This window comes from Candidatus Culexmicrobium sp. (assembly GCF_058356305.1).
This window is the reverse complement of the sequence record NZ_JBTVBB010000004.1, coordinates 96,131-114,535: the sequence shown is the minus strand read 5'-3', so window position 1 is coordinate 114,535 and position 18,405 is coordinate 96,131. Positions and strand designations below refer to the sequence as shown.

General features: G+C 34.7%; 16 protein-coding genes. 7 read left to right on the top strand and 9 right to left on the bottom strand.

What is annotated here, in order from left to right:
• Positions 1-185: 185 nt before the first annotated feature.
• The 3 genes from ACW8TM_RS01020 to ACW8TM_RS01010 all read right to left on the bottom strand — a co-directional run bounded on the left by ACW8TM_RS01020 (position 186) and on the right by ACW8TM_RS01010 (position 4,360).
• The gene (locus tag ACW8TM_RS01020; RefSeq protein WP_491531411.1) at positions 186-1,349 is read right to left on the bottom strand and encodes a winged helix-turn-helix transcriptional regulator; all 1,164 of its coding nucleotides are present in this window, start codon (positions 1,347-1,349) and stop codon (positions 186-188) included.
• A gap of 703 nt (positions 1,350-2,052) precedes the next feature.
• Positions 2,053-2,982 (bottom strand): N-acetyltransferase, encoded by a 930-nt coding sequence (locus tag ACW8TM_RS01015; protein WP_491531410.1) that lies wholly within the window; start codon positions 2,980-2,982, stop codon positions 2,053-2,055.
• 19 nt (positions 2,983-3,001) lie between these two features.
• Positions 3,002-4,360, bottom strand: a complete 1,359-nt coding sequence (locus ACW8TM_RS01010) for a M20/M25/M40 family metallo-hydrolase (protein WP_491531409.1) — start codon at positions 4,358-4,360, stop codon at positions 3,002-3,004.
• Positions 4,361-4,485: 125 nt separating this feature from the next.
• Between ACW8TM_RS01010 and ACW8TM_RS01005 the strand changes: the two genes are divergently transcribed.
• A complete protein-coding gene (locus ACW8TM_RS01005; RefSeq protein WP_491531408.1) occupies positions 4,486-5,244 on the top strand; it encodes a hypothetical protein in 759 nt (252 codons plus the stop codon).
• 223 nt (positions 5,245-5,467) lie between these two features.
• On the opposite strand, the gene ACW8TM_RS01000 is transcribed toward ACW8TM_RS01005, so the two are convergent.
• A complete protein-coding gene (locus ACW8TM_RS01000) occupies positions 5,468-7,165 on the bottom strand; it encodes an ATP-dependent DNA ligase (protein WP_491531407.1) in 1,698 nt (565 codons plus the stop codon).
• A 58-nt stretch (positions 7,166-7,223) separates the two neighbouring features.
• On the bottom strand, positions 7,224-7,895 hold the full coding sequence (locus tag ACW8TM_RS00995) for an NERD domain-containing protein (RefSeq protein ID WP_491531406.1): 672 nt from the start codon (positions 7,893-7,895) through the stop codon (positions 7,224-7,226).
• Between the two features lie 251 nt (positions 7,896-8,146).
• Between ACW8TM_RS00995 and ACW8TM_RS00990 the strand changes: the two genes are divergently transcribed.
• Together ACW8TM_RS00990 and ACW8TM_RS00985 are read left to right on the top strand one after the other, a co-directional pair.
• Entirely contained in the window at positions 8,147-8,383 is a 237-nt protein-coding gene (locus ACW8TM_RS00990; RefSeq protein WP_491531405.1) for a hypothetical protein, read from the top strand.
• A 71-nt stretch (positions 8,384-8,454) separates the two neighbouring features.
• On the top strand, positions 8,455-10,008 hold the full coding sequence (locus tag ACW8TM_RS00985) for an NAD(P)H-hydrate dehydratase (RefSeq protein ID WP_491531404.1): 1,554 nt from the start codon (positions 8,455-8,457) through the stop codon (positions 10,006-10,008).
• Here the strand turns inward: ACW8TM_RS00985 and ACW8TM_RS00980 are convergent.
• Positions 10,005-10,733 (bottom strand): PHP-associated domain-containing protein, encoded by a 729-nt coding sequence (locus tag ACW8TM_RS00980; RefSeq protein WP_491531403.1) that lies wholly within the window; start codon positions 10,731-10,733, stop codon positions 10,005-10,007. The two genes, ACW8TM_RS00985 and ACW8TM_RS00980, sit on opposite strands and share 4 nt — an antisense overlap.
• Positions 10,734-10,741: 8 nt before the next feature.
• Positions 10,742-11,239, bottom strand: coding sequence for a metallophosphoesterase (locus ACW8TM_RS00975; protein WP_491531402.1), 498 nt, complete (start codon positions 11,237-11,239; stop codon positions 10,742-10,744).
• 76 nt (positions 11,240-11,315) lie between these two features.
• Between ACW8TM_RS00975 and ACW8TM_RS00970 the strand changes: the two genes are divergently transcribed.
• From ACW8TM_RS00970 to ACW8TM_RS00955, 4 genes are read left to right on the top strand one after another with little or no spacing between them, the layout of a single operon-like run.
• A complete protein-coding gene (locus ACW8TM_RS00970) occupies positions 11,316-12,908 on the top strand; it encodes a magnesium chelatase ATPase subunit I (protein WP_491531401.1) in 1,593 nt (530 codons plus the stop codon).
• A 48-nt stretch (positions 12,909-12,956) separates the two neighbouring features.
• On the top strand, positions 12,957-13,865 hold the full coding sequence (locus ACW8TM_RS00965; RefSeq protein WP_491531400.1) for a vWA domain-containing protein: 909 nt from the start codon (positions 12,957-12,959) through the stop codon (positions 13,863-13,865).
• A gap of 50 nt (positions 13,866-13,915) precedes the next feature.
• A complete protein-coding gene (locus tag ACW8TM_RS00960; RefSeq protein WP_491531399.1) occupies positions 13,916-15,301 on the top strand; it encodes a TldD/PmbA family protein in 1,386 nt (461 codons plus the stop codon).
• The gene (locus ACW8TM_RS00955; RefSeq protein ID WP_491531398.1) at positions 15,301-16,653 is read left to right on the top strand and encodes a TldD/PmbA family protein; all 1,353 of its coding nucleotides are present in this window, start codon (positions 15,301-15,303) and stop codon (positions 16,651-16,653) included. The genes ACW8TM_RS00960 and ACW8TM_RS00955 overlap by 1 nt, the downstream gene beginning before the upstream one ends.
• Here the strand turns inward: ACW8TM_RS00955 and ACW8TM_RS00950 are convergent.
• Positions 16,650-17,285, bottom strand: a complete 636-nt coding sequence (locus ACW8TM_RS00950; RefSeq protein WP_491531397.1) for an L-threonylcarbamoyladenylate synthase — start codon at positions 17,283-17,285, stop codon at positions 16,650-16,652. The genes ACW8TM_RS00955 and ACW8TM_RS00950 overlap by 4 nt on opposite strands.
• A 78-nt stretch (positions 17,286-17,363) precedes the next feature.
• Positions 17,364-18,398, bottom strand: coding sequence for an NAD(P)H-dependent amine dehydrogenase family protein (locus tag ACW8TM_RS00945; RefSeq protein WP_491531396.1), 1,035 nt, complete (start codon positions 18,396-18,398; stop codon positions 17,364-17,366).
• Positions 18,399-18,405 lie beyond the last annotated feature (7 nt).

The following is an 18,405-nucleotide window of genomic DNA, read 5'->3' as shown; positions in this document are numbered from 1 at the left end:
ACACCAACATCAAGCAATCTACCATATAGAGACTCCCATGACACCACGCAAAACCCCCAAGAGAAATAATCAAACTAAGAAGAAACACAGCAACAAACGCTAACCAAAACATCATGCCACAAAACCAATAAAATCACCACTACAAATAGATAAAAAATAAAAATAACTCTAACGGTCAAAAAACATTATAAACTATAACTATAAATCCTCTCGACTTGCTCAACCGCCTTTCTAATATTAGCCATGTATAGCTCATGGTTGTATGTCCATTTTCCATCTTTAAAGCATTGATAAGGAATAGTTTCATGAGTATAATCCTTAAGATTTAAAGTCACATAGGTGAAATCACTTATTATCCCGATATCAGATAAGCTAATTAGAGTATTTATAAAGTTGGATAGTTCAGTCTTGGGCAAATATACAGTCATAGAAATTTCGTTTTTTCCCATTATTAAAGCGGCTGCCATCGAAATCGGTTTACCGTTCAGAGAAACTATGAAACGTTTAAGTGAGGAAGAATTTTCAAAAATTATCTTGAAAATGTAAAGATTAGAAGCTATCATTGGATATGGAAGAACTACAGGTCGATAACCACTTATGAATTTAAAACGAACAATATGATTATAATAGTGGTATCGAATAGCTGGAGCGGTTAGGCTAATGTGCTTTGCAATTTCCTTAAAACTTATACAAGCATCTTTGTATAGTTCCTTCAAAATGAAAATATCTACATAGTCTGGAGTGATTGGAGAAGGCAAGTTATCATCATCTATATCGATTTTTTCCGAATTGGTACAAATCTCCTTAATCCAGTCATCCCATCTGAACATCCATCGCTTCCTTCTAAAATCAAACCAGTTGAACCACTTAGAATTATATATAACAGAGTTAATCCAGATGAGATCATACTGCCTAACTAGATTACATCTAACTAATTCATTCAAAAAAAATTGAAATTCAATTTCTTTTCCATAAGGAATAATAAAACGTGTATAGTAACCATTGAATCTACCATGACATGACGCTATATAATAAGAGTAATCATGATCAGAAATTATTTTTCTTATAAATTTTCTCTTGTTTAAAGTGATCTCAAAAAATACCTCTGCTGGTCTTAAGCCTATTTTATGGTGATTTATCTTTGCAGAGATACGCAATAGTCTGTTTTTCATCAATCTCTTTAAATGATAATGCGCTAATGAAGGAGATAATCCCGTAGCTCTAGCAACTTCAGAGATATTTCTCGGATTAACTTTTGATAAGACACTAATCAACTTTGCAGTTGGTTCATTTAATAAGTTTAAGTATCGAGTATATTTATCTAGATAAGATTCCGTCAAAAGCGACATATTCTTGTACCTCTTCTTTTTTAACTTATTTCAAACTACAATAAAAACTTTACTTAGGAAATTAAAATAAATTCAGGGAAATTGTGTAGTAATCATTTATGGAACAGGATCATCAACTGGATCTCCTTTTCCAAGGTTAAATTTCATTTTTATTTAACCCCCCTCTCCTTTAATTTTTTCTATATAGAATTTTGCATTTCTCACTTAAAATTTTTTCTTTTTTACAAAACTGGACCTTGAGTTTTTTGTAAATTGGGAAATGAAGAGAATTTAAATGATGTTTTGTTTAATTTTTTGGTTGTTTTTTTATTGTATTTATTTATTATTTTTGGTGTTGTTAAGTTTTTCTATTGTTTTTTAAATGGATTGTTTATATTATTTTATTTTTAGTGTTTCTTGATTTTTTTAACTTTTTAGTTTTTGATTTTTTAATTTACTTTTGCGATTTGTAATGGAATAATTGAATTTGTTAGTTTGGTTAAGAGGAGTTCTATTGATTGCTTTTTTGAAAATTTGAAGTTATTAAGGGTGGTGTAGGTTGTTTTGTATTTGTTGGCAAGGTGATGTTGATATGTAGGGTGGACTTATGTTATAGTAAATTATAGATTTTAAGTTAATGTGGGTGCTGTGTTAGGTGTGTTTCTTTAGTCTTTGGTTATTTGCTGTGTTAGGTTTTTGTTAGCTTAGACTAAGAATAGTTGAGTTATGGTGTTAGCTTTAGGAGGTAATAATGTCTTATTCCGGATATTTTTGGTATTTGTGAGTAGAAGAATAGGTGTTTTGTCCATGGTATTATGGCATGTCGCATACCGTTTAATCTTAGTGATTTGAGTGATTTAAAAAGGAGAACTGAGCCGATGCCTAGGTGTTTCATGGTTTTTTGGACTCCTATTGGGCCGAACCAGTTTGGTTCTAGTGCTCCATATGCTGAGAAGCCTAGGATATTGTTGTTTTTATCTTGAGAGAGCCATAGTCCTCCATGTTCTTCTTTAATTGCTGTTTCTGCTTCGAATGCCCAGTATGGTGAAAAATTGTTTTTAATCCATTTTTTAATTTTGATTAATTGTTTCTTGTTGGCTAACTTAAAGGATACTCCTATTTCTTTTAGTCTTTTTTCTATGGATTTGATTCTATTGGGAATGTAAAAGTTTTTTAAGTCTATTTCATAGTCTATTACTTCTCCATATTTTATGAAGCCATATGCCTTATACTCTTCCAGATAATATTCGTATTCAATGTCTACTCCTGGGTGGAAGTGCCAGCTAGCAAAGTTTGATACTCTAACTTCATTTTTGTCTTTTATTTCATTTAGAAATGTGGCTAAGAGAGTTTTGAAGATATTTCTGTTGTTTCTATGTTTTGGATGGATGGCTATTACTTTGATCCAGGCAATGTCTCTTTGTTCTTCTATTACTTCTCTTGGGGCTTTGACTCTTTCAACGCCTATTAGAACTCCTATTAGCTCGTCATTATCTATTGCTAGGAATGTTAATTTTGGATTATAGTTTGGGTCTTTGAATGTGCATCTCATTAGCATGTGACTTGTTATAAAGTCATTTTTCAGTGACTTGTTCAGTAGGAGTTTGAGTTTATGGAAATAATTTGGCTTTTCATTTAACGTGTATATTTTCAATAGATTCACCAAATAATTATTATATTTTAGAGAATTCAAGGATTATCGCTGCCACGTGTTTAATTCCTTCTACGAAGTCTTTTATTCTGATGTTTTCATTTGGAGCATGGGCCCTTGATCCATAGTAACCAACACCTGTCGAAGAGATAGGTATTCCTAGATTTTTAATGAATAGGTACATTGGACCTGAACCAGCCATTGTAGGATAGATTACTGGTGGTTTACCGTAGACTTTGATTGCAGCCTTTACTGTGGCTTTAACTATATCTGAGTTAAGTGAAGTTTTTGCTGGATGTAGTTTCCCAATTAGTTTTACTTCAATATCATTGTAACCTTCCATTGCCAGGTATTTCTTTAATTTCTCATATATGTCGTCTGGGTTTTGGTTTGGAACTAATCGGAAGTCAAGCTTTGCAATTGCAGTTGATGGAAGAACAGTTTTTCCACCTGGCCCAGTATATCCTGAAATTAATCCACAGATATTGCAGGTTGGCGTATATAGGTTTCTCTTAAGAGCTTCAAAGCCCTCTAATCCTAATAAGAGACTTTTTAAGCCTAGACTCTTCTTCAATCTCTCACTATCAAATTCAATTTTCTTTACATATTCAAGTTCTGCTTCTGATGGAGGAATAACATCGTCATAGAAACCAGGTATTAGTATTCTCTCATTTTCATCTTTTAGGATAGAAAGGACTCTAATAAGCTTCCATGCGGGATTTGGTATCAATGTTGCTGCCGCAGAGTGGACATCTCTAGACGGTCCTCTAGCTGTTAACTCCACATAAAGTATACCTTTAACCCCCAGATAAATTGTTAATTCATCCTTTGTATTCTTAGAGCCACTCTCCCAAATCCCTCCATCAGCCTTGAACAACTCACCATATTTTCTAATATATTGCGGGAGATGAGGGCTTCCAATTTCTTCTTCACCCTCAATTACAAACTTCACATTAACTGGAAGCTCTCCCAAGATATCTAGAATAGCTTTAACTGCATGAATCCTAGCAACAATATTGCCTTTATTATCCGATACACCTCTAGCATAAATTTTGTCATTTTCAATTACTAGGTTGAAGGGTGGATGACGCCATTCTTCTAGTGGTTCAGGTGGCTGGACATCATAGTGATTATAGAAGAGCAATGTCTTATTGTTTGAATTTGTTTTCAATTCACCATAAATTAGTGGAGGAGCACCAGGTATAGTGAGTAATTTAACTTTTACACCAGTATTCTCCAATAATTTTTTAACTAGATTGGCACATTCATTTAGACCTTCATTTCTAGCAGAAACACTAGGCTGAGCACATAGAAGTTTTAGATCCTCAACTGCTTGCCTCCAATTCTCATCAATATAATTAAAGATTTCACTTAAACTCAAGGTCAAAACCACCAAATCAAATCTACTCAGAACATATTCTAGGCAGAACTCTACTTAGCCTTATCGAAAACATAATAAGGGACGATCTATGTATTCTACCTATCAAATATAGTTGGTAATAAATAATGAAAAAAGTTTCCTCTTTTTATTATTACATTCAAAACCTATCAGAATACTTTGAAAACTTTATTGAAAGATTAATGTCACAATTAGCTCTTAATGGTACAGCTATAACAGACAAGGAAATTTCAAAAAATTTTGCAAGAATGAAAGTAGCATACCAAGATGAGAAAGGGCAAATGATCATCGCAACTCCACCGGGAAAAGATATTAAAATTATATATGAAGTAGAATCTGGAGGGATAATTAAAAGAACATTTTGGGGAGTATTTACTGGAGCAGGACTAGCAACTATTGCAAGTAGTCTACTTAATAGAGATAAAGATACTGTGATAAATGCCCTGGCAGGTGCAACAGTTGGTGGAGCCTATGGATTTATTGATGGATTCAACACAGCCATGAAAGATGCAACAGAATTCTCAAAACTATTAGCAAGAGCAATAAGAGAAGTTGAAGAAGAAATAAGCGAATTAAGAAGAGAAGATATGAGAGAAACATTAGAAGAAAAGGCGGAGATAAAGGAGATTAAAGATGAGCTTGAAGAAGTTTATGCTGAAGCAATAGCGATTGGAGATGAAATAGAGTTATTAGCTGGAGAAGGAAAGAAAGTTGTAAAAGCTAGAAGAAGATATAAGAAAGCCCTTGAACTCCTAGATGAAGCTGAAAAAGCAATATTGAAGGAAAAGAAAATGTATGCAAAAGCTAAAGTTAACTCTGCAAGGAGAATGATTCAATCTGCAAGGGGGATTCTAGAGGAAATTTAAAACTTGGATGAAAGGTAAAGTTCACAGAAATCTTTCTTCAAAAGCTTAATTAACTCTTCAACATTCTTCGTATCTTTTAAAATAATACATTTGGAGAGACACAAGCAACCTCTAAGTGAACCCAGAAATTCAAAGAATAACTTATTTTGACTTCATCTCCAGAGCATTATCCCTCTATTTATCTAGAGACTTAAAACATTCTTGTTTGGTTAGAAATTTCATCTTATAAGTGATTGCTTTTCCTCGATTTTCTTTTAAATTGCTCTTCATAAATCTGCTTAACCCTTTGGATGGTGTCAGCTTCTTCAGGAGATTTATCAGTTCTAATTCTAATAATCCTAGCAAATCTCAAAGCAAATCCACTCTCATAATTTGGACTCTTTTGAATCTCTGAAAATGCAACTTCTACAACTATTTTAGGCTGAACAACAACTGTTCTCCCCCTCTTCATAATTGTGATCCTCTCTAATTGTTCAGTCATCCATTTAATCTCTTCATCACTTAGACCAGTAAAACATTTACCAATAACTAGAAGTTCGCCACTCTCCTCATCCCTTACAGCTAAATAATAGTCACTCAACCACTTATACCTATAGCCATAACCATAATCAGCTGCTACAATTATTAGGTCAAGAGTTTTAGGTGTAGCTTTAATTTTAAGCCACTTCTTACCCCTAATCCCAGGAGTGTATGGAGCTTTTAGATCTTTAGCTACAACTCCTTCATGGCCATTTTCAATGGCAGATTCAAAAAACTTTCTTGCAATATCAATTTTCCTAGTAACTATCTGATCGATGAGAATGGATTTAGGAACTAAACTTTCAAGTATTTCTCTTCGCTCAAGGTATGGCTTATCTATTAGACTGCGGCCATCAACATAGAGAACATCAAATAAATAGAGTTTAACTGGAATTTCATTCATAATTTCCCTTACACCCTTAACTCTCCTAAATCGTCTCATGACATATTGGAAAGGTAGGGGCTTCCCATCCAATCCAACAGCTATAACTTCACCTTCAACAATTAGTTTCCTAGCAGAAACATCATTTCTAATTGTCTCGATAACTTCAGGTATCGAACTAGTTACATTTGTTAACCGCCTACTATAGATCTCAACTCTATTATTCTCTTTATGTATTTGAACTCTAGCTCCATCAGGCTTAATCTCAAATGCAGCAATACCACCAAACTCTAAAAATGCATCCTCTAAACTCTTAACATCCTCAGCTAACATAGGTTTAATCGGATGGAAAACAACTATGCCGATATTCCCCACACCTTGAATACCAGAAGTTTTTGCCTTTATGGCAACATGTCCAATATCACTTATTAGCATATTCGCCTTTCTAACCAAATCACTTGGAACGTTAAAAGCCTTAGAAATAGCCTCCTCCATCAATCCCTCACCAAATCCATGTCTCCTTTCACCAATAATCAACTTAACAATATACTTAGACTCTAACGGAGAAGCTCTACTTAGCAGGGATTCTAATAATCTCTCCTTCTTCCTCCTAGAACCAACACCAGTAGTCTTAGCAATCTCATCAAAAACCCTATAAACCTCAAGAATAGTTAACGGCTTCTCAAACAATAGTCTCTGAACAGGCTTCCTTTTAACTTCCAACACAGCCTTAAAGCATGAACCCACATCACCAGTCCTATTAAAAAAATCTAAATACTCACTAGGAGATATATCAGTTAAATTTCTCAAAATCTTAAAAAGTGTTGTCCCACTAACTTCAAATTCTCTTTGATCCCAAGCTGGAAATACCTTTCCGATAATCATTCTCACAGCAGGGGCTATCTCATTAGAATTCAATTTATTCAAAAAACTTGCCACCAAATCTATCTTTGAAATTCTACTGGATATTTTTGAAAGCTCTTCACATATCAGACATAGATCTCGAAATTTTACAGCCAAGTATTTCACCATTAACACTAATTTTAAATTTCAAGTAACTAATTCAGGGAAAAAATAATTAGCTTTTCCTAACTCGCACTATTCTTAAATCAGAGATAAATGCCTCAAACTCAGATAGAAAAGAATTAAATTTAAAGACAGGAACTATAGGAATACCATCGTAAAACTTAACCCTATCCTCATGAACAGTTAAAACTACAGGTAACAGAAGAATTTCATTCCAATCATAAACTTCAAGTCGATTAAGAGCAGGAAGACAAACTGAAAGCATTTCAACTCTATGTAAATGATTAATAGCATTTCTATGTAAAAGAGAAAATCTACCAGTAGACCACCGCTTACAATCTACACATAAAATTAAAGGCTTCCTAACACCAATAACGTCGACTTCAAATCTTCTATTATTACACTTAAACCTGAAATTCCTATAAACAACATAACCATGTGCATTAAAGGCAAAGGCGCAGATCTCCTCAAATTCCCTCCAACTCAAACAAAGAGAAACAGTTTTAACATTAGCACCCTGCTCAATAGCATATAATGCAAGTTTCAACCTGTTAATAGGCTCAATCAATAGCTTATCATTCTCAATCTTTAAAGTTATCAACTTCATTTCAATTAAATTAACAATAAGCTCTCTCACCCTATATGGAGATAGAGAAAGTCTCTCACTTAATTTATCAATAGTAGTTGGAGCAGCCCTTAATATTTCACAAATTAGCTTACTCATTATGTTCAAGGCCATAATACAATTGTTACATTAAAATATAAATAGATATGCAAAGAAAAATCAGTTTTAACATAAAGAATTAAAAACATTAATACAAAGCAGAATCAAAATTTAAACAAACATATAAAAATAAAAGAGAAAGACAGTCAAAATATAGGGTTTGATGTTTTGAAAATAAATATTATAGATTTATTTAAACGTTTAAATAACATTTTATTATCACTTCAACAATTAAATATCTAGGTGACATGGTGTACAGAAGAAAAAATTACAATAGACAAACAAAATATCGATGCAACATCTGTGGAAGAAAACTAACTAGAGCCGATTTAATTAAAGCTGGAAGCCAATTAAGACCACTATATGAATATATAACAAGTAGAGGAGAATTGAAGTATATTTGTGTAAGATGCTTCCACGAAATAAATGGAAGAAGAATAGCTAGACTCTCAAGACAATATTTAATTTTAAAGAAAACTACAATGTAAAATTAAGCTATATTGAACATCAAAATAAGAAATTATAACTCCACAATACCATATACTATTTGGGATGATAAATGCCGCATAAAGCAGTGACAGTCAAAGAAATGCGATCAATAGACATTAACTCAGAATACCTAGGAGTTTCAAGGCTAATTTTAATGGAAAATGCAGGAGCTGAAACAGCACGAGCAATAATGAAAAAGGTAAATATAAAAGACAAAAAAATCTCCATAATTTCCCATCTCGGAAATAAAGGTGGAGATGGATTCGTAGTAGCTAGACATTTAGCCAATCAAGAAGCACATGTAAATGTAATTCTAATTGGAAAACCAGTCCAAATAAAAACATTAGAAGCGAAGAAAAACTGGAGAATACTCGATGAAATGGAATGGTCAGTTGAAAAAACAATATTTACAGATACATCACAACTATCCTTAATAGAAGAAATTCTATTAAAGTCAGACATAATAGTCGACGCCCTCTTAGGCACAGGAATAAAAGGAAAAATTAGAACACCAATAGCAGAAATAGTAGAATTAATAAACAAAGCTAGAGATAATGGAAAGTTCATTGTTTCAATAGATTTGCCAACAGGAATAGATCCAAATACTGGTGAAATCATGGGTGTAGCTGTAAAGGCACATTTAACCATAACCCACCACAAACCGAAGATTGGACTACTCAAAAATGAAGCAAGAGAATATGTAGGAGAACTAATAGTGGCAAACGTCGGAGTACCAAGAGAAGCAGAATTATTTGCAGGTCCAGGCGATGTAATAATTTCAATTAAAAAGAGACATCCATATACACATAAAGGAGATTATGGAAGAATAATAGTCATAGGAGGAAGTAAAGATTATTCAGGTGCACCAGCATTAGCAGCACTAGCAGCATTGAAAACAGGAGCAGATTTAGCAATAATAATTGCACCTAAAGCTATTTCACAAGCAATAAGAAGTTTTTCACCAGACCTGATAGTCAGAGATTATGAAGGAGAATTCTTCAATAAAAATGGTTTAAAAGAAGCATTAACTCAAATAGTTAGAGCAGATGCAATAGTAATAGGTCCAGGACTAGGTTTAAATGAAGAAACAATACTACCAACATTAAAATTGATAAATGAAGTCAAAAAACTAAATAGAAGAATAGTAATAGATGCAGATGCAATAAAAATCTGCACAAAGAAGAAGGAAATATTAAGTGGATTAAATGGAGTAATAACACCACATGCAGGAGAATTTAAAATTCTAACTGGAATACAACTACCACCAGAAGAAAATAAAGGATGGATAAATAGAATGGAAATAGTAAAAGAACAATCAAGAAAACTTGGAATAACAATTCTATTAAAAGCACACTATGACATTATATCAAATGGAGAAAAAGTAAAGGTAAATAGAACTGGAAATCCAGGAATGACGGTTGGAGGAACAGGAGACGTCTTAACAGGAATAATATCAACTTTCCTTGCATGGAAGAATCAGCCATTCAAAGCAGCAACAGCAGCAGCCTTCATAAATGGATTAGCTGGAGATCTAGCAGTAGATGAGATTGGATTCCACATAACAGCTACAGATGTATTGAATAAAATTCCAGAAGCCTTCAAACAAGTATCAAAATACACTTAACAAGAGAACTGCCCTAAAATGAAGCTAGGAAAAAGCCATCTAGAACAATCCAATATACGCCTCAAAAAATAAGGCTTCGAAAAAACCGGATACACATCTCCACTCTTAATTGCCTTTAAAATATCATAAGTAGTTCTAAGCTCGCCACGAAAAACTGTAAATGCAAAACCTAAAGTTAAAAGAGTATGAGAATCAGACCCAGCAACACAAGGAATATTCAAATTACTAATAAATCTAAAATTACTGGAGAATGGATATACTTCAACAGCATCAATATAATTGATATAATCAGACAATTTATCTCTCAAGCCAGTACCTCTACAAACATGAGCTGCAATTAAAATTCCATCAAAAACGCTAGCAACCTTATGAAGATCACTGATATTATTGACTTCACTAAATGAGAAATCATAGTTAAAGTCAGGGAAAACAGCCAATATATGACCATCCCTAAATGAAAACTCAATTCCAGGCAAAATAATGAAGTCGCTCGTTGTAGCGGCATCTCTATAAATTTTAAATCTACGTTTAATTACAATGTCAATATTTGATTTAGGTGCATGATCTACAATTGCAATACCATTTAATCCCTTCCTCTTAGCATATTTAACTAGACTGAGTGGACTATGCAGACCATCAGAGCAAGAACTATGTACATGCATATCAATTTTAAATAACTCATCATGAAAATTAGATCTAGTCGAAACATTTCTTTTAAAAAGCATCTTTACACCTAAAGTAAATCTATTATCTTAACATCCATCGTTTTGATATCAAGTATAGCAATGCTTCTCCTACCAGTCACATAGCCACAGGCCTCACCAGGATTTATCACTAAGCAGCCACCTATCCGCTTAACTTCAGCTTTATGAGTATGACCTCTAACAACAACATTATATAACCCAGATTTAGCCAAGGCCTCAACAATTCTCTCAATCTTACCATGAATTAAAGCAATTTTCACATCATTAAACCCTAATTCTCCAAAATCACCAAGTATTTCAACTCCTACTTGCTTTGCCTTGGCCTTCATATGCTCCCTCTCACCATCAACATTTCCAAAGACCCCGTATACTTTACAGCCAACTCTAGCTAAGTTAACCATTGTAAATGGAGCACACCAGTCACCAGCATGAAGAACTACATCCACACCACTCTTATTAAAAACATCTATAGCAGATGAAACTGCATCCAAATTGTCATGTGTATCTGAAATTATACCAACCTTCAATCAACCATCCCTCCAATAATTCTAGTCAATAGCATTTATTAGTCTGATTAGAGAAAAATCATTCGGTAAGGATTTTATGCAAAAAAGAAAAATAGTGTATCCATTCTCAGCGATAGTTGGACAAGAAAAATTAAAGTTAGCTCTCCTCATAAACCTAGTGGACCCAAATATCGGTGGATTACTAATAGTAGGTCCAAAGGGATCAGGAAAATCAACAGCTGTTAGAGCACTTGCAGACCTAGCGCCAGAAATAGAAGTTATAGATGGATGCCCATTTAACTGTGACCCACATAACCCAAAACTCATGTGTGATGAATGTAGAGCAAAATACCAGTTAAAAGGAAAATTACCAGTAAAGAAAATTAAAATGCCCTTCATCCAACTCCCACTAAGCGCAACTGAAGATAGAGTTGTAGGAGCACTAGACATTGAAAAAGCAATAAAAGAAGGAATAAAAACATTGCAGCCAGGACTACTAGCTGAAGCAAACAGAGGAATACTCTTTATAGATGAAGTAAATCTTCTCCCCGACAACTTAACAGATTTAATTCTAGATGCATGCGCATTAGGATGGAATTATATAGAAAGAGAAGGCATAACCATATCACATCCATCCAAGTTCATCCTTATTGGAACAATGAATCCAGAAGAAGGATGGCTTAGACCACAAATATTAGACAGATTTCCATTATGCATAAAAATCGAAGAAGTAAAGGATCCAAAGAAGAGAATGGAGATAATTTTGAGAAACACTGAATTTGAAGAAAACCCTCTAGAATTTATGGTTAAATGGCAGCCAAAACAAGAAGAGTTAAAAAGGAAAATTCTCAAGGCAAGAGAAATACTTCCAAAAATAAAGATACCAGATGAAATTCAAGAGAAAATCGCTGAATTTTGCTTAAAACTAATGGTTGACGGTCATAGACCAGATATTGCCATTATAAGAGCAGCAAAGGCAATAGCAGCATTAAATGAAAGATTAGAAGTAACCCTCGACGACCTAATACAAGCAGCACAACTAGCCCTAGCCCATAGATCTCGAAAAGCAAAAATAGAGGGGCCATTACCCCCAGAAGAACTAGAAGAACAATTACTCACAACAATTACAACTGAAGAAAAAGTACAAGACAAAGAGGAAGAAGAAATTAAAAAAATAAAAATTAAAGTAGGGGAAACAGGAAAACTGCCAACACGTGTAACACCACCCAGAATAAGGCGGAAGAGCTACGCTATACCAAGGAAAATTGGAATAATCTTAATAATAACATTATACTACTTATTCTTCTACTTTGCCTTTGCAGCAGGATCCATAGCCTTTTCAGGATTCCTGAACATACCATTAGAAACTGTGATAAATATGATGCGCAAAGACTTATTCCTATGGGCAGCTATCTCCCTATTACTATTTCTAATATTACAGGGAATAGGCAGAACAAGAAGAGGGGAATTTGTAGTAGTAGGAGTAAAAGAGCCTCCAATAAGAGAATCAAAATATGTAAAGGCGCATAGATTACTAATAAAAGAGCATGTAGTTGCAGGTCAACCAAAGCCACAAGTCTTTGGGAAAAGAGCATGGCAATTCATCTCACTATTTGGAGCAACAATACTTCAAAAATATAAAGCTGCAATTGATAAAGGAAGAAAACTGGCAGAAAACATATTCGACTGACTGCTGCCGCCGCCAGGAACCGTCAAACTAAAATTAACACCAGAACACATGAGAGGGAAAAGAAAGCGGGCAGAAGTAGTAAGAGGAATATGGCTAAGAAGAGGAAAATATGTTAAACATGCCATGCCAAGAGACAAGCCATGGGACATTGCAATAGGACCCACATTAAGAGCAGCAGCACCATACCAAAAAATAAGGAGGCCATCAAAGCTAGCAATAAAAATCGAGCCAAGAGACATAAGAGTAAAAATGAGAGAATATAGACAGCCACTATGCATAGTAATACTACTCGACATGAGTGAGTCAATGATAGTATCCCTTGAAAATGTGAAAAATGCAATTAGAGGACTACATAAAGGAGCATTCAGACATAGAGACAAGGTTGGATTAATAGTATTCAAGGGGCAAACAGCAGAAGTCCTCCAACAACCCACAACCAATCTTAAAGCAGTTACAGAAAAACTATTAAGAGTTGGAGCAAGCGACTTCACACCACTAGCTGCAGGAATGCTAAAGGCATATGAAATATTAAGGCTAGAGAAACTGAAAAGCAGAGAAATAATCCCAGTACTCGTAATAATATCAGATGGAATAGCAAATGTACCACTAGAACAACCACTATCATATGAAAATAGAAGAAAATTCCTAAACTCAGCACAAGCAGATGTAATAGATGTAGCAAAAAGAATAGCAAAGGCAAAGATAAGAACCATAATCATAAACACCGACCACAGATCAGACGAAATATTCAAGAGAATATATTACGGAGCAGATAGAACAACCTTCAGCTATACACCAACCGCATTATTAATGGAAGTTGCAAAAATAACCAAAGGTAAATATTATGGCTTAAGTGCAGAAAAACCAGGAGAAACCATAGTAATACCAGAAGTAATAGCAGAAATAGCAGAACTAGCTATGCCAACAGTCGAACAACCCATAGGCCCACTAGAATAAACTCAAAAAAACTATAAGATTAATGCTTCTAAAATTTAATAGGGGAACCATTGAAGGATCTCCTTGAATGGATAGTTAATACTGGAAGAGAGAAAGGCGCAAAATATGTTGAAGCAAGATATCAGAAATTCTTTAGCACAAGAATAGAAGTCCGTGACGGAAAAGTTATTTCAGCTACACCGGGAATTGAAAGAGGTGTAGCAATACGCTCACTAGTAAAAGGTGGATGGGGATTTTCAACAACAAATGACATCACAAAGGAGGGGCTACTTAAAGCCCTTGAAAACTCAATAAAAATGGCAAAACAGGCTAGTATAGATACTGAACCAATACAACTAGCCCCATCACCAATAGTCATAGACAAAGTCGAAGTAAAAGTAAAAGAACCACTAGAAGAAATATCAATAAGCGAGAAAATAAAAGTCCTATTAGAAGCAGATAAAGCAGCCAGAAATGTTGCACCAAACATTAAAGCAACATCAAACTATAGAGACTATGCAGAGGAAAAAATTATTTGTACAAGTGAGGGAACAGCAATCCATATTAAGAATTCATGGATATTCTTCGGAATATGGGCGTTTGCTAGAGAAGCAGGTTTAATTCAATCATATAGAGATAGATTTGCAATGCTTGGCGGATTCGAAATAATTGAAGAAATGAAAATTGATGAAAGAAGCAGAAAGACAGCTGAGAAAGCATTAAAGTTATTAAAGGCAAAGCCAGCACCTGCAGGAAGATTCACCGTGGTCGTGGATGGAGTCCTAGCAGGACTATTAGCACATGAAGCCATAGGACATGCATCTGAAGCAGACAGCGTATTAAGAGGAATAAGTGTACTAAGAGGAAAAATAGGAGAAAAAGTAGGATCAGAATATGTAACATTAATTGATGACGCCACTATAATGGGTAGATTTGGAAGCGACGTCTATGATGATGAAGGAATTAGAGCACAAAGAAAAGTATTAATTCAAAATGGAATACTCAAAGGCTACTTAACAAACAGAGAGACAGCAAATAAGCTAGGCTTACCATTAACGGCAAATGCGAGAGCACAAGATTATAGATTCCCGCCCATAGTAAGAATGACAAATACATACTTCCAACCAGGAGACATGACCTTCGAAGAACTAATTGAAGACATAAAATATGGAATATACGCAATAGGTGGAAGAGGAGGACAAGTAAGCTCTGCAGAGGGAATATTTCAATTTGGAGCACAAGAAGCATATTTAATTGAGCATGGAGAAGTAACAAAACATCTAAGAGACTTCAGTATGAGCGGATTCATACTAGAAACATTAAAGAATGTTTCAGGAGTTGCAAAAGACTTTGACATATATCCAAGCTTCTGTGGAAAAGCTGGACAATCAATGAGAAATACATGTGGAGGACCACACATGAAAATTGAAGAAATAATTGTAGGAGGTAGAGCATAATGAAGCTAATTGAAGCTGTAACATTCGCAGTTAAAAAATCAATAGAAATGGGAGCAAACCAAGCAGATGCATATGCATCAAGATCATTCTCAACATCCATTCAAGCAACTAATGACAAAATTGGAGGAATAAAGGATAGAAGAGCAACAAGCGAAATGATAGAGGGAATGGGAATAAGAGTTGCAGTTGGAAAAAGCATTGCATACGCATATACAACAATACTTGAAGAAGAAAGTATAATAAAAAGCATAAAAGAAGCCATTGAATTAGCAAGAATAAAGGAACCCGACTTAGACTTCAAATCTCTACCCACACCTAAAAAACCAACAGAAGTAAAGGGAATATTTGATGAGAAAGTATTAACACCACCAATTGACGATGTATTTGAAGAAATACGACAAGTACTAAGTGAAACCATGGAGAAAAATCCAAACTTTAACACAGTAATATCAGGATATTCATTTACATGGCGAGAAAAAGCCATTGCCAATAGCTTGGGTATAGAAGTATCATTTAAAGAAAGTTTCGTAGGAACTGGAGTATACATCATAGCAGAAAAAGAAGGATTAAGAAGTGTTGGAACAAAAAGTATGGAACGAAGAATACTCAACCAAATCAATATAAAAATATGCCAAGAAGAAGCAATTAAATATGCTGAGTTAGGACTCATGAAAGCTAAAATTGAAGGTGGAGAGAAAACTGTAATAATCCAGCCAAGAGCACTTGTAAGTCTAATGAGATACGGGTTTATAAGAGCAATAGATGCATACAATGTACAAGAAGGAAAATCATATCTAACAAATAAAATCGACACCCAAATTGCATCAGAAAAATTAACAGTAATTGACGACGGTACCTTAGAAGGTGGTTTAAGAACAGCACCAGTAGATGCTGAAGGAGTGCCATCAAGAAAAAACATAATAATTGAAAAAGGAATACTTAAGGGATACCTCTATGACAGTTATACAGCGTATAAAGAAAATAAGGAGAGTACGGGTAATGCCTCAAGACAATTTAGAACCCCCATATCCATATCACCAAGGAACCAAATAATAAGTGGAGAAACAATGAAACTAGAAGAACTAATAGGAGAAATAAAGGAAGGAGTACTAATAAGAGGAGTAATGGGAGCACATAGCACAAACATTGCAACAGGAGCATTCTCAGTCTCAGCAAATCCAGCATATGCCATAATAAATGGAGAATTAGCAGGACTGTTAAGGGGATGCATGGTAGCAGGAACATTTCAAGAATTACTATCTAAATATACTGGGCAAGGAGATGACATTGAACAAATAAGCTTCCTCATAGCACCATCAATTAAATTTGAAAAAATCAGAATAACACTCTAAAATCCCCTTCTTTTTATAAAATTCATTAATATCTCCGATTTAATTGCCCCTTCCCGGACAATTTTAACTCCCTCAACTAAATTGATAACAGTAGAAGAAACACCAATAGGACAACTACCAGCATCAATAACTAAGTCGACCATATCACCAATCTGAGAAATAGCTTCAGATGCAGTTTTAGGTGGAGGATAACCAGATAAATTTGCACTCGTACCTAAAAGCTGTCCACCACAAAGTTCTATCAACTTGAGAGTAATAGAATAATTAGGCATTCTAACTCCTAAAGACGCAAGTCCAGCAGTAACAATATCAGGGACAACAGACTTCTTAGGCAAAACAATAGTTAAGGGCCCCGGCCAAAAAGTGCTCATTAAAGATAAAGCCAAATCATTTACATATACAAGTCTCTCAGCAATATTAATACTAGAAACTAATACTGGCATAGGCCTTCTACCTCTTCGCTTAACCTTGATTGCCCTATTAACCGCCTCTACATTAAAGGGATTAGCCCCTAAACCATAAACAGTATCAGTTGGATAAACAACTAATCCACCATTAATAATGACATTAGCAGCCTTCTTAAGTGCCCAGTAATCTAGCTTTTTAGGATTAAGCTTTAATACATTAACCATAAAGTCCACCATAAGCTCATATCCAAAATATTCATACAAAAAAATACTAAAAAATGTAGAGATGAAAAAGGCAGAAATTTAGGGCTTTAAATAAACACGTAAATCTAATGGTGTCGCTGAAGGTATTGGAAGATCCTTCATAGTCTTTAATCCAGGCGGAGCATTGATAACCTTTGGAATCGAGTTAATTACCATGGCAACTGTACCCCAATCACCATGAACACATGGCATTATCTTTTCATTTATAGGTGGAACACCATCAATTTCAATAGCATCATATTCCTCCGGTGCACCTACAAATGCTCTGAAGTCAAGAATAATTTTCTCTTCACCTTCAACAACACCCTTAGCAATCTGCATTAAGCCAACCACTTCACCAGGTTTAACCACTAGATAATCAGTTTTAACCTCTTTTTCAGCTATCACAGGCTTAACATCTTCAACTACAATTTTATCAAGCTTCCATCCTAATGCACTAGCTATTAAAGCAATAGACTGCTCTAACCCTACATGTCCACTAATTATCTTCTTCTCAATTCTATCATTAAATTCTTCAACCGACAAACCAGCACCGATCTTCCTTTGGAAAGGCTCTCTACGTGTAGAAGCATTAATTACACGTGTAACCTTTATCTTATTAACCTTTACACATGCACCAGTCAAAGTTATAACTAATGTATCCATTAGAAAGCCAGGGTTAATACCTGTCCCAAGCACAGTTACTCCATGCTCCTTAGCTAGACTGTCAAGCTTCCTCGCCAATTTCTCATCAACAATGTAAGGGTAGGATAACTCTTCACAAGTAGAGACAATATTAGCACCATACTCGATTATCTCTACGAGCTGTGGATAAACCTTCTTGAAGTAAGACTGTGTCATATGTATAACTACATCAGGTTTAGCTTCCCCTAAAACTTTATCTACATCTGGTGAAACAATTACACCAAGCTTTCTATCTAAACCTGCAAGTTCACCGACATCTCTTCCAATCTTACTTTCAGCAATGTCTATTGCACCAACAATTTTAACACCCTTTTTCTCTGAAAGAACTCTTACAACTCTCTTGCCAATCTCTCCCATTCCATAAATTACAACTTTTATTTCGCGCTCCATACTATCA